Raw genomic sequence first — 12,699 nt, 5'->3', positions numbered from 1 at the left:
GCGTCGCCGGCTTCCTGATGGATATGGATCAGGCTCGCTTCCAGCGTACGCCCTGCGGCGTGTCTTCCAGCAGAATGCCTTCGGCGGCGAGCTGGTCGCGGATCGCGTCGGAACGGGCGAAGTCGCGTGACTGCTTCGCGGCCGCGCGTTCGTCGATCAGCGCCTGGATGCGCGCATCGTCGTCGCCGGACGTGCCGCGACCGAACCACTCGGCGGGATCCTGCTGCAGCAGCCCCAGCACGCGCCCAGCACCGATCAGCTCCGCCTTGAAGCGTTGCCTGTCGCCTGCCGTCGTCGCCTTGCGGGCGTCGGCGGCGATGCGGGCGACTTCCGCCAGCGCGAGCGGGGTGTTGAGGTCGTCGTCCAGCGCATCCTCGATGGTCTGCGGAGTATCGGCATCGACAGTGACATCGCCGAGGTCGCGCAACGTGCCGTAGAGGCGGTCCAGCGTGTTCTTGGATTGCTCGACAAGCGCCTCGGACCAGTCCAGCGGCTGGCGGTAGTGGGCGGAGAGCAGGGCGTAGCGCAGCGCTTCCGGCGGATGCTGCTGCAGCAGGTCGTGGACTTTCTCGATGTTGCCCAGCGACTTGCTCATCTTGGCGCCGCCGAAGTTCAGCATGCCGTTGTGCAGCCAGAAGCGCGCGAACGTCTTGTGCGAGCCGTCGGCATGCTTGTGCGCGCACTCGCTCTGCGCCACTTCGTTTTCGTGGTGCGGGAACTGCAGGTCCACACCACCGGCGTGGATGTCGATGGTTTCGCCCAGGTGGGCTGCCGCCATCGCCGAGCATTCGATGTGCCAGCCCGGGCGGCCAACGCCCCAAGGCGACTCCCAGCCCGGCAGGTCCGGGGTGGACGGCTTCCACAACACGAAGTCGCCCGGGTCGCGCTTGTAGGGCGCCACTTCCACGCGTGCGCCGGCCAGCATCTCGTCCGGATCGCGACGCGAAAGCTTGCCGTACTCGGCGAAACTGGCTACCGCGAACAGCACGTGGCCTTCCGCGGCATACGCATGCCCACCCGCGATCAACTGCTCGATCATCGCGATGATGTGCGGGATGTGGGCGGTCGCCGCGGGCTCGATGTCCGGGGAGAACTCGCCCGTCACGCCCAGGCCGGCCATGTCCTCGCGGTAGGCCGCCGCGTAGCGGTCGGTGATGGCCGAGATCGCCACGCCGAGTTCCTTGGCTGCGGCATTGATCTTGTCGTCCACGTCGGTGATGTTGCGCGCGTAGCGCAGCTGGCCGAACCGTCGGCGCAGCAGGGCCGCCAGGACGCCGAAGACCACCGGGCCGCGTGCATTGCCGATATGGACGTAGTTGTAGACGGTGGGCCCGCAGACGTACATCGTGGGGCAGGCAGGATCGAGCGGCGCGAACGGCTCGACCCGGCGCGTCAGGTTGTTGTGCAGGCGCAGGGTCATGGGCGTGGGGCAGGGGGTACGCGACGATTCTACCGCCTGCGCCCGGACCGGGCACTCGACACGCTCCGTGGGGCCGATGTTCAGCCCCACTCAAGGCGCGATGCCTACACTGTGACACCGGGATACCACTTACAGGCCACATGCACCGCTTCCGCGCCGCCCTTCTTCTGTCCTGCCTGCTCGCTTGCGCCGCCGTGATGGCGCAGGAGCGGGTGATCCCGACGGAGAACGTGCGGCTGGACTATGCCCAGGTGCTCAGCGTGGAGCCGGTGTACCAGACACTGCGGGCCACCCGTACCGAGCAGCGCTGCGAGGAAGTGCCCGCGGCCAAGCCCGAGCCCGCCGCACGCGCGGACGAAAGTCGTTGGTCGAAGGTGGTCAGTTCCGTGAAAGGCTGGTTCGGGGGCGAGGAAGAAGCGGCGCCTCCGGTGGCCCCGCCGACGGGGACCGTGCGGACCAATTGCCGTGCGGTGCCGGTGGAACGCGAGTTTCAGCGCCCCATCGCTTATGACGTGGACTACATCTACAAGGGCGTGAAGTACCGCTCCCGCCTCGCCGAGGATCCGGGCAACCGCCTGCGGATCCGGGTTTCGGTGGTGCCTTACGTCGTGCCCACGCTGCCCGCCGCCAGCACGCCCTGACGCCCGGCGTGCGTCCAAGGTAGCCTTGCGCTGCGCCGCAGCACATGCGAGCATTCGCGCCCATGAAGATGAACGCACACGCCCATGCTGACAGCGCGGCCCGCCAGGCCTCGAGCATGACGTCGCGTGCCCGTCGACCGGAATCCTGCATCTAGCTGGGTACCCCGGACGTCGTCGCTTGTTCACCGGAACCCAGCCAGAGGCTGGGTTTTTTCGTTTCTGAAGCCCGTTTTGCCACATTCCCGAAACCAGGATGCCGTAATGAAGCACTTCTTGAACACGCAGGACTGGAGCCGCACCGAGCTGGACGCCCTGCTGACGCAGGCCGCCCTCTACAAGCAGCACAAGCTCGGCGACGCGCTCAAGGGCAAGTCGATCGCGTTGGTGTTCTTCAACCCGTCCATGCGCACCCGCACCAGCTTCGAACTGGGTGCTTTCCAGCTGGGCGGCCACGCCGTGGTGCTGCAGCCGGGCAAGGACGCGTGGCCGATCGAGTTCAACCTGGGCACGGTGATGGACGGCGACACCGAGGAGCACATCGCCGAGGTGGCGAAGGTGCTGGGCCGCTACGTGGACCTGATCGGCGTGCGTGCCTTCCCGAAGTTCGTCGACTGGGCCTACGACCGCGAGGACATCGTCCTGAAGTCGTTCGCGAAGTATTCGCCGGTGCCGGTGATCAACATGGAGACGATCACCCATCCCTGCCAGGAACTCGCGCATGCGCTGGCGCTGCAAGAGCACTTCGGCACGTCCGACCTGCGTGGCAAGAAGTACGTCCTCACGTGGACCTACCACCCCAAGCCGCTCAATACCGCGGTCGCCAACTCGGCGCTGACCATCGCCACCCGCATGGGCATGGACGTGACCTTGCTGTGCCCCACGCCCGACTACGTGCTCGATGAACGCTACATGGGCTGGGCCGAGCAGAACGTGGCCGAAAGCGGCGGTTCGCTGCAGGTCAGCCATGACATCGACAGCGCTTATGCCGGCGCCGACGTGGTGTACGCCAAGAGCTGGGGCGCGCTGCCGTTCTTCGGCAACTGGGAGCCCGAGAAGCCGATCCGCGACCAGTACAAACACTTCATCGTCGACGAGCGGAAGATGGCGCTGACCAACAACGGTGTCTTCAGCCACTGCCTGCCACTGCGCCGCAACGTGAAGGCCACCGACGGCGTGATGGATTCACCGCAGTGCATCGCCATCGACGAAGCCGAGAACCGCCTGCACGTGCAGAAGGCCATCATGGCCGCGCTGATCAAGTAGGGCGGGCCTTGGCCCGCCGTTCCTGACCGACACCACACCACAAACCAGATCCGGCGGGCCAAGGCCCGCCCTACGAGACTCAAGATGACCACCCCCCACGAATCCAAAGACATCGTCCTCGCCTTCTCCGGCGGCCTCGACACCAGCTTCTGCGTGCCCTACCTGAAGGAGCGCGGCTGGAACGTACACACCGTGTTCGCCGACACCGGCGGCGTGGATGCCGAAGAACGCGCCTACATCGAACAGCGCGCCGCCGACCTGGGCGTGGCCAGCCACGTCACCGTCGATGGTGGTCCGGCGATCTGGGACGGCTTCGTCAGGCCGTTCGTGTGGGCTGGCGAGGGCTACCAGGGGCAGTACCCGCTGCTGGTGTCCGACCGCTACCTGATCGTCGATGCCGCGCTGAAGCGGGCGGCCGAACTGGGCACGAACGCGATTGCGCATGGCTGCACCGGCATGGGTAACGACCAGGTGCGCTTCGACCTCGCGGTCAAGGCCAGCGGCGACTACCGCATCGTGGCGCCGATTCGCGAGATCCAGAAGGAACACACCCAGACCCGCGCCTACGAACAGGCGTATCTCGAAGAGCGTGGCTTCGGCGTGCGTGCCAAGCAGAAGAGCTACACCATCAACGAGAACCTGCTCGGCCTGACCATGTCCGGCGGGGAGATCGACACCTGGTCCGCCCCCGGCGAAGGCGCGCGTGGCTGGTGCGCACCGCGCGCCGAATGGCCGGTGGAACCGCTGCGCGTCACGGTCGGCTTCAAGAACGGCGAAGCGGTCAGCCTGGACGGCCAGCCGGTCGCCGGCGCTGCGCTGCTGGCGAAGTTGAATGCGTTGTTCGCGCCTTACGGTGTGGGCCGCGGCGTCTACACCGGCGACACCGTGATCGGCCTGAAGGGCCGCATCGTGTTCGAAGCGCCGGGCCTGGTGTCGCTGCTGGCGGCGCACCGCGCGCTGGAAGAGGCCGTGCTGACCAAGCAGCAGAACCGTTTCAAGCCCGAGATCGCGCGCAAGTGGGTGGAGCTGGTGTACGAAGGCTTCTACCACGATCCGCTCAAGGCCGACCTGGAGGCGTTCCTGCAGTCTTCGCAGGCTACGGTCAACGGCGACGTGGTGCTGGAGACTCGCGGCGGCCGCGTCGATGCGGTCGCGGTGAAGTCCCCGCACATCCTCAATGCCAAGGGCGCGACGTACGCGCAGTCGGCCGATTGGGGCGTCGAGGAGGCCGAGGGCTTCATCAAGCTGTTCGGCATGAGCTCGACCCTGTGGGCCGAGATCAATCGCGGCTGATCATAAACAAGGAACCCGCATGACCGACCTGCTCGCCAGCACGCTGCAGCACCTCGAAGCGCTGGTGTCGTTCGACACCCGCAATCCGCCCCGCGATATCGGTACCGGCGGCATCTTCGACTACCTGCGCGCGCAGTTGCCGGATTTCCAGGTCGAGGTCATCGACCATGGCGCCGGTGCGGTCACGTTGTTCGCGGTGCGCGGGCAGCCCAAGCGCGTGTTCAACGTGCATCTGGACACCGTGCCCTCGTCGCCGGCATGGAGCGCCGATCCGCACGTGCTGCGCATCGAAGGCGACCGCGCGATCGGCCTGGGTGCCTGCGACATCAAGGGCGCGGCAGCGGCACTCGTGGCCGCTGCACAGGTGACGCAGGGCGATGCGGCGTTCCTGTTCACGACGGACGAAGAAGCGAACGATGCGCGCTGCATCGCCGCCTTCCTCGCCCGCGACCATGGCTTCGGCGAGGCGATCATCGCCGAGCCGACGCAGTGCCAGGCGGTGCTCGCGCACCGCGGCATCAGCGCCGTCCGGATGGCGTTCACGGGGCAGGCCGGGCATGCCTCCGCCGAGAACGCGTTGTCGTTGAGCGCCCTGCACAACGCGATGCGCTGGGGCACGTCGGCGCTGGATTTCGTGCAGGCCCATCATCATCTGCGCTTCGGCGGGCTGACCGGCTTGCGATTCAACATCGGTCGGGTCGAGGGTGGCATCAAGGCCAACATGATCGCGCCCAGCGCCGAGGTGCGCTTCGGCTTCCGTCCGCTGCCTTCGCAGGACCCTGCCGACCTGCACGCGACGTTCCGTGGTTTCGCCAATCCCGATGCCTTGGCCGACTACGAAGAAACCTTCCGCGGGCCGTCGCTGCCGTCCGGCGATGTCGCGCGGGCGGAGGAGCGTCGCCTGGCCGCACGCGATCTCGCCGACGAACTCGGCTTGCCGATCGGCAATGCCGTGGACTTCTGGACGGAGGCGTCGCTGTTTTCCGCCGCTGGCCTGACCGCCTTCGTCTACGGCCCGGGCGACATCGCACAAGCCCATACCGCCGATGAGTGGGTATCGCTGGAGCAGTTGCAGCAATACGTCGACAGCGTGGCGAGAATCCTCCAGTAGCGACGTGGGGCGGGCCTCTGCCCGCCATGCGCAACCGATGATCTGGTGGGCCAGGGCCCACCCTACGAAAAGCAAGAAGACATGGAATCGAACAAGCAAACCCGCCAGACCATCATCCGCCTGCTGTCCAGCATGGCCAGCGCGAAGGAGATCTCGCAGTACGTCAAGCGCTTCTCGCAGCTGGACGCCAAGCGCTTCGCCGTCGTGAAGGTGGGTGGCGCCGTGTTGCGCGACGACCTGGAGTCGCTGACGTCCTCGCTGACTTTCCTGCAGGAAGTCGGCCTGACGCCCATCGTCGTGCACGGCGCGGGGCCGCAGCTGGATGAGGAAATGACGGCGGCAGGGATCGCTAAGCAGACCGTCAACGGCCTGCGCGTGACCACGCCCGAAGTCCTGGCCATCGTGCGCAAGGTGTTCCTGCAGCAGAACCTCGCGTTGGTCGAAGCCTTGCAGCAGGTCGGCGCACGCGCCACCTCCATCGTCTCGGGTGTGTTCGAGGCCGAGTACAAGGACCAGGCGAGCTATGGCCTGGTTGGCGAGGTCACCCGCATCAACCAGGCGCCGATCGAGGCGAGCCTGAAGGCCGGCTCCATCCCGGTCATCGCCAGCATGGGCGAAACCGTCGGCGGCCAGATCCTCAACATCAACGCCGACTTCGCCGCCAACGAACTGGTGCAGGTGCTGCAGCCGTACAAGATCATTTTCCTGACCGGTACCGGGGGCCTGCTGGATGCGGAAGGGCGCGTGATCGATTCGATCAACCTGTCGACCGAGTACGACGAGCTGATGGCGCAGCCCTGGATCAACGGTGGGATGCGGGTGAAGATCGAGCAGATCAAGGATCTGCTCGACCGGCTGCCGCTGACCTCGTCGGTCTCCATCACCAAGCCGGCGGAGCTGGCCAAGGAACTGTTCACCCATCGCGGCTCCGGCACGCTGGTGCGCAAGGGCGAACGCGTACTGCGTTTCGAGGGCGGCTGGGATGGCGTGGACTTGCCGCGGTTGAAGACGCTGATCGAATCCAGTTTCGGGCGCACGCTGCTGCCGGACTACTTCGAGCGCACCACGCCGTACCGCGTCTACATCAGCGAAAACTACCGTACCGCGCTGATCCTCACCCGCGAGGAAGGCTTTGCCTATCTCGACAAGTTCGCCGTGCTCGACGATGCACAGGGCGAAGGCCTTGGCCGTGCCGTGTGGCACGTGATGCGCGAAGAGAATCCGCAGCTGTTCTGGCGCTCCCGCCACAACAACCAGGTCAACATCTTCTACTACGCCGAGTCCGACGGTTGCTACAAGCAGGAGAAGTGGAAGGTGTTCTGGTACGGCATCGACGGCTTCGCCGACATCGAGCGCTGCGTGGCGCATTGCCGTACGCGTCTGCCGACCTTGAAGGACTGAGATGGGCGCTTCGATTCCAATGGCTTGGCAGCAGGTACCGGTCCTGACGGGCCGCCATGCGCGCCTCGAACCGATGTCGCGCGACCATGTGGAGGGCCTGCGTGCGGCGCTGGCCGGCGACGAACTGGCGGCCTTGTGGTTCACGCAGGTGCCGAAGTCCGCGGATGCGGCGGGCTACGTCGATGCGGTGCTCGCGGCGCAGGCCGACGGCCGCGTGCTGCCGTTCGTGGTGCGGGATGCGGGCGGCCGCATCGTGGGCAGCACCCGTTTCTACGGACTGGAAGCCGACGTGCCCAAGCTCAGCATCGGCTACACCTGGTATGCGCCCGACGTACAGCGCACGGGTGTCAACACCGAGACCAAGCTGCTGCTGCTCACGCATGCCTTCGAGACACTGGGCTGCATCAGCGTGGTCTTCGAGACCAGCTGGTTCAACCATCGCTCGCGTGCGGCGATCGCCCGGCTCGGCGCAAAGCAGGACGGCGTGCTGCGCAACCACAAGCGGCATACCGACGGATCGCCGCGCGACACCGTCGTCTTCTCGATCATCGATGGCGAATGGCCGGCGGTGAAGCGCAACCTGCTGGCGAAGCTCGCCCGGCACGAACAGGATTCCCCATGAGCACGACCAAGACCGTCGGCATCGTCGGCGCCCGAGGCCATACCGGCGCCGAGTTGATCCGCCTGATCGCCCGCCATCCGCACCTTGAGCTGGCGTTCGTATCCTCGCGCGAGCTGGATGGGCAGAAGGTCAGCGACTACATTCCCGAGTTCGCAGGCGAGCTCCGCTACGAGAACCTGAGCCACGAACAGGTCGGCGGCAAGGGGGCGGATGCGGTGATCCTCGCTTTGCCGAACGGCAAGGCGGCCGAGCTGGTCGCCGCGATCGATGCGCAGGCACCGGACACCGTGGTGGTCGACCTGTCGGCGGATTTTCGCTTCGACGAGCACTGGTACTACGGCCTGCCCGAACTGACCCGGCAAACGTACGCCGGCGAGAAGCGCATCAGCAATCCCGGTTGCTATGCCACCGCCATGCAACTGGCGATTGCGCCGCTGCTCGGTCGCCTGGCGGGTCCGCCGCAATGTTTCGGCGTGTCCGGTTATTCCGGCGCCGGAACCTCGCCGTCGGACAAGAACAATACCGACCTGCTGCGCGACAATCTGATGCCCTACGCATTGACGGACCACATGCACGAGCGCGAGGTCAGCCGCCACCTGGGCCTGCCCGTCGAGTTCATGCCGCATGTCGCGCCGCACTTCCGCGGCATCACCATGACGGTCAACCTGTGGCTGCAGCAACCGGCGAAGATCGAAGACATCCGTGCGCTCTACCGTGATCGCTATGCGGGCGAACCGTTGATCCAGGTGCTGGACGAGGCGCCGTGGGTCAGTCGCATCGCCGGCCGGCATGGCGTCGAGATCGGCGGCTTCACCCTGGCGCCCGGTGGCAAGCGCCTGGTGGTGGTCGCGACCCTCGACAACCTGCTGAAGGGCGCGGCGACGCAGGCGATGCAGAACCTCAACCTTGCGTTCGGATTCGACGAACGCGACAGCATTCCGCAGGAGACGACGGCATGAGCGACCTGTTGTGGCAGAAGCCCGGCGTGGCAGTGGATGCGGAGATCCAGCGTTTCCTGGCCGGCGACGACGTGGTGCTGGACCGCGAATTCTTCCTGCACGACATCCAGGCCAGCACGGCGCATGCCGAAGGCCTGCAGCGCATCGGCATCCTGTCCGGCGACGAGCTGGCGGGCCTCAAGCGTGAGCTGGCGTCGCTGGCGGATGATTTCCGTCGCGGCGACTTCGTCCTCGACGAACGCTACGAAGACGGCCACTCCGCCATCGAGGCCAGGCTGACGGAGCGGCTGGGCGATGCGGGTCGCAAGATCCATACCGGTCGCAGCCGGAACGACCAGATTCTGGTCGCCACGCGGCTGTGGCTGAAGGAGAAGCTGGCGCGCGTGGCGGTGCTGTCGCGCGAAGTGGCCAAGGTGGCGCTGGACCGCGCGCGGGCCGAACGCGACCTGCCGATCCCGGGCTATACCCATATCCAGCGTGCCGTGGTGTCGTCTGCCGGCATGTGGTGGGCGGGGTGGGCCGAGGCCTTCATCGACAACACGATGCGCGCCCGCGACACGCTGAAGCTGGTGGACGCCAATCCGCTCGGCACCGCGGCTGGCTACGGCGTCAACCTGAAGCTCGATCGCGAGCACACGACCGCCGCGCTCGGCTTCGCGCGCATGCAGGTGAGCCCGATCTACGCGCAGCTCTCGCGTGGGAAGTTCGAACTGGCCGCGCTGGAAGCGCTCGGTGGCGCCACCCTCGACCTGCGCCGCATCGCGTGGGACCTGTCGCTGTTCACCAGCGCGGAGTTCGGCTTCGTCGCGCTGCCTGCGCAGTACACGACGGGCAGTTCGATCATGCCGAACAAGCGCAATCCCGACGTCATCGAACTGATGCGCGCCACCCACGCCAGCGTGGCGGCGGCGCGCACGGAGATCGAGCAGTTGCTGTCGTTGCCGTCGGGGTATCACCGCGATCTGCAGGCCAGCAAGGGCGCGATCTTCCATGGCTTCGGCCGCGGCCTGCCGGCGCTCGAACTGCTACCGGCATTGCTCGCGAACCTGGAGTGGCGCGAAGACCGCCTGCGTGCCGCGATCGATTCCGGCATGTACGCCACCGACGTCGCCGTGGAAGCAGCCGTCGCCGGCGTGCCGTTCCGCGAAGCCTACAAGGCAGCGGCCGCCTCCGCGGACACGGCCGGGCGGGGACGCACGCCCGAGAGCAGCCTGGCGGCGCGCGTATCGCCGGGAGCTGGCGCGGACCTCCGCCTGGACGCGCTGATGGCGCGCTGGGACGCCCTGTGAAGCGCTATCTCGTCATGGCCATGCGGCGCCCTGCGTTCGATGAAGGCGCGGTCGCACCGCACCTCGCGTTCCTGGACCAGCTGCGCGACAGCGGCCACCTCGAGGTGACCGGGGGTTTCAGTGACAAGACCGGTGGTGCCTATGTGCTGGTCAACCTCGATTCGCTGGAGCAGGCCCGTGCGATCGCGGCACGCGATCCGCTGGCGACGCTCGGCACGTCCGACCTCACCGTCTACGAATGGAACACACGCTGAGCTGACACGATGACCCACGCCGCGCCGCCACCGTTCGAAGAACAAGCGTTGCCGACATGGCGTCGCGCCGTGCTGAAGGTCGGCAGCAGCCTGCTGGCCGGCGGCGACGAAGGCTTGACCCCGCGCCATGCGCTGGCACTGGCGCAATTCGTGTCCTCCAGCATCGCAGCGGGCAGGGAAGTGGTGATCGTGTCGTCGGGTGCGGTGGCCGCCGGGCGCGGCCTGCTGCATCGCAAACCGCAGGCCGGCGTCGCGATGGCCGAGCGGCAGGCGCTGGCCGCGCTCGGTCAGGCGCAGTTGATCGCGCTTTGGCAGCGCTTCTTCGATCGGCCGGTGGCGCAGGTGCTGCTGACCCACGACGACCTGCGCAATCGCCGGCGTTACCTCAACGCGCGGGCGACCTTGCAGGAGTTGCTGGCGCTGGGTGCGCTGCCGATCATCAACGAGAACGACACCGTCTCCGTCGACGAGCTGAAACTCGGCGACAACGACAACCTGGCCGCCGTCGTGGCGGCGCTGATCGATGCGGATGCGCTCTTCATCGCCACCGACATCGACGGCTTCTACACCGCCAACCCGCGCACGCACGCCGATGCCCAGCCGATCCTCGACGTCGAGGCGCTGACGCCCGCGTTCTTCGCGATGGCGGGGGGCGCCGGCAGCGGCGTCGGCACGGGCGGCATGCACACCAAGCTCGAAGCGGCCGCTAAGGCCGCCGCCGCGGGCATCGAGACGTTCCTGTTCAACGGTACGCAGGCGGCCGCTGTCTCGGCGCTCGCGCGCGGATCGCTGCTCGGCACGCGGTTCCGTCCGGCGCAGAACCGCCTCGCCGCGCGCAAGTACTGGCTTCGCAACGTGCCGGTCGAAGCCGGTGCGATCGTCGTCGACACCGGGGCGGCCGGCGCGATGACGGGCAAGGGCGCGTCGCTGTTGCCGGGCGGCGTGACCACGGCCGAAGGCGATTTCCGGCGCGGCGACATGGTCGAGGTAGTGTTGCGCGACGGCGAAGGAGACCGCCCCGTCGCACGCGGCGTGAGCCAGTATTCGGCCGTGGATATCCGCCGCATCGCGCGCCGTCATTCGCGCGACATCGAAGGCATACTCGGTTACACCTACGGCGAGAACGTCGTGCATCGCGACGATCTCGTCCTCCTCTGACGTTTCTCCCGGAGTCCGCATGACTGGCGCGATCACCCAGCAAGCCCTGCAATGCCGCGATGCCGCGCATGCGATCGCCACGCTGCCGACCGGGGCGAAGGACGCGCTGCTGCGGGCGATGGCGGACGCGTTGCTTGCGGATGAAGCGGGGATCCTGGCCGCCAACGCACGCGACATCGAAGCCGCGGAAGCCAAGGGCACCGGCAGTGCGATGCTGGATCGGTTGCGCCTGGACGCCAAACGGCTTCACGGGATTGCGGCCGCCGTGCGCGAAGTCGCCGACCTGCCGGACCCGGTGGGACAGGTCACCCGCGCCTATGACCGGCCGAACGGCATCCACGTGGAGCGCGTGCGCGTGCCGCTGGGTGTGATCGCCATGATCTACGAGGCGCGCCCCAACGTGACGGCCGATGCCGCGGCACTGTGCCTGAAGGCCGGCAATGCGGTGATCCTGCGCGGCGGATCGGAGGCCATCCATTCCAACACCGCCATCGCGGCAGCACTGCGTCGTGCCCTGCGCGAGGCCGGCCTGCCCGAGGCCGTCCTGACGCTGGTCGAGGACCTGCGGCGCGAAACCATCCTGGAGTTGATCCAGCTCAGCGACGTCATCGACCTGGTGATTCCGCGCGGCGGCGAGGGCCTGATCCGCTTCGTCGCCGAACATGCACGCGTGCCGGTGATCAAGCACTACAAGGGCGTCTGCCACCAGTACGTGGACGCGGATGCAGACCAGGACGTGGCGCTCGGCCTGCTGCTCGACGGCAAGGTTTCACGTCCTTCCGCGTGCAATGCGCTGGAGACGCTGTTGGTTCACCGCGATATCGCACCGACTTTCCTGCCACGCGCCGTGGAAGCCTTGCGCGCCCGTGGCGTGGATGTGCGCATCGACGAAGCGGGTAGGGCATGGGTGCCCGATGCCGTCCCGGCGACCGAGGACGACTTCGCGGCCGAGTACCTCGATCTGGTACTCGCCATCGGCGTGGTCGACGACCTGGACGCCGCCATCGCCCACGTGCGCCGCCACACCTCCGACCATACCGAGGTGATCGTCACCCGTACCCCGGCCCATGCCGAACGGTTCATCCAGGCGCTCCGTTCCGCCGTGGTCATGGTCAACGCGTCTTCGCGGTTCTCCGATGGCGGCGAGCTCGGGCTGGGGGCGGAGATCGGTATCTCGACCACGCGCCTGCACTCCTACGGTCCGATGGGGCTGGAAGCCCTGACGGTGGAGCGTTTCGTCGTTCGCGGAGAAGGCCAGGTGAGACACCCGGACCTGCGCTGACCGCAG

General features: G+C 67.2%; 12 protein-coding genes. 11 read left to right on the top strand and 1 reads right to left on the bottom strand.

Going from position 1 to position 12,699, the window contains the following annotated elements; all coding sequences use genetic code 11:
• Window positions 1-28 precede the first annotated feature (28 nt).
• Window positions 29-1,420: a cysteine--tRNA ligase gene (gene cysS, locus ACSION_RS12865; protein WP_435306214.1), complete on the bottom strand. Its 1,392-nt coding sequence runs from the start codon at window positions 1,418-1,420 to the stop codon at window positions 29-31.
• A gap of 197 nt (window positions 1,421-1,617) precedes the next feature.
• Here cysS and ACSION_RS12860 point away from each other — a divergent pair, with 197 nt between their 5' ends.
• The 11 genes from ACSION_RS12860 (at window position 1,618) to ACSION_RS12810 (ending at window position 12,693) form a co-directional block, all read left to right on the top strand.
• A complete protein-coding gene (locus ACSION_RS12860; RefSeq protein ID WP_435306703.1) occupies window positions 1,618-2,061 on the top strand; it encodes a hypothetical protein in 444 nt (147 codons plus the stop codon).
• Window positions 2,062-2,322: 261 nt separating this feature from the next.
• The gene (locus ACSION_RS12855; protein WP_435306213.1) at window positions 2,323-3,324 is read left to right on the top strand and encodes an N-acetylornithine carbamoyltransferase; all 1,002 of its coding nucleotides are present in this window, start codon (window positions 2,323-2,325) and stop codon (window positions 3,322-3,324) included.
• Between the two features lie 84 nt (window positions 3,325-3,408).
• On the top strand, window positions 3,409-4,617 hold the full coding sequence (locus ACSION_RS12850) for an argininosuccinate synthase (RefSeq protein ID WP_435306212.1): 1,209 nt from the start codon (window positions 3,409-3,411) through the stop codon (window positions 4,615-4,617).
• A 19-nt stretch (window positions 4,618-4,636) separates the two neighbouring features.
• A complete protein-coding gene (locus tag ACSION_RS12845; RefSeq protein ID WP_435306211.1) occupies window positions 4,637-5,728 on the top strand; it encodes an acetylornithine deacetylase in 1,092 nt (363 codons plus the stop codon).
• Window positions 5,729-5,809: 81 nt separating this feature from the next.
• Complete coding sequence (locus tag ACSION_RS12840) at window positions 5,810-7,129, top strand: acetylglutamate kinase (protein ID WP_435306210.1); 1,320 nt, start codon at window positions 5,810-5,812, stop codon at window positions 7,127-7,129.
• Between the two features lies 1 nt (window position 7,130).
• The gene (locus ACSION_RS12835; protein ID WP_435306209.1) at window positions 7,131-7,751 is read left to right on the top strand and encodes a GNAT family N-acetyltransferase; all 621 of its coding nucleotides are present in this window, start codon (window positions 7,131-7,133) and stop codon (window positions 7,749-7,751) included.
• Window positions 7,748-8,710: an N-acetyl-gamma-glutamyl-phosphate reductase gene (gene argC, locus ACSION_RS12830; RefSeq protein ID WP_435306208.1), complete on the top strand. Its 963-nt coding sequence runs from the start codon at window positions 7,748-7,750 to the stop codon at window positions 8,708-8,710. The genes ACSION_RS12835 and argC overlap by 4 nt, the downstream gene beginning before the upstream one ends.
• Window positions 8,707-9,999 carry an argininosuccinate lyase gene (gene argH, locus ACSION_RS12825; protein ID WP_435306207.1) on the top strand — a complete coding sequence of 431 codons (1,293 nt, stop codon included), beginning with the start codon at window positions 8,707-8,709 and terminating at the stop codon, window positions 9,997-9,999. The genes argC and argH overlap by 4 nt, the downstream gene beginning before the upstream one ends.
• A 14-nt stretch (window positions 10,000-10,013) precedes the next feature.
• A complete protein-coding gene (locus ACSION_RS12820; RefSeq protein ID WP_435306702.1) occupies window positions 10,014-10,253 on the top strand; it encodes a YciI family protein in 240 nt (79 codons plus the stop codon).
• 9 nt (window positions 10,254-10,262) lie between these two features.
• Window positions 10,263-11,411 carry a glutamate 5-kinase gene (proB, locus tag ACSION_RS12815; RefSeq protein ID WP_435306206.1) on the top strand — a complete coding sequence of 383 codons (1,149 nt, stop codon included), beginning with the start codon at window positions 10,263-10,265 and terminating at the stop codon, window positions 11,409-11,411.
• Window positions 11,412-11,430: 19 nt separating this feature from the next.
• Window positions 11,431-12,693 carry a glutamate-5-semialdehyde dehydrogenase gene (locus ACSION_RS12810; protein ID WP_435306205.1) on the top strand — a complete coding sequence of 421 codons (1,263 nt, stop codon included), beginning with the start codon at window positions 11,431-11,433 and terminating at the stop codon, window positions 12,691-12,693.
• The last annotated feature ends 6 nt before the right edge of the window (window positions 12,694-12,699 follow it).

The organism is Pseudoxanthomonas sp. LjRoot125 (assembly GCF_964252705.1).
Classification (GTDB): Bacteria; Pseudomonadota; Gammaproteobacteria; order Xanthomonadales; family Xanthomonadaceae; genus Pseudoxanthomonas_A.
The sequence above is the reverse complement of the archived record's forward strand: the minus strand, read 5'-3'. Positions and strand labels throughout refer to the sequence as shown.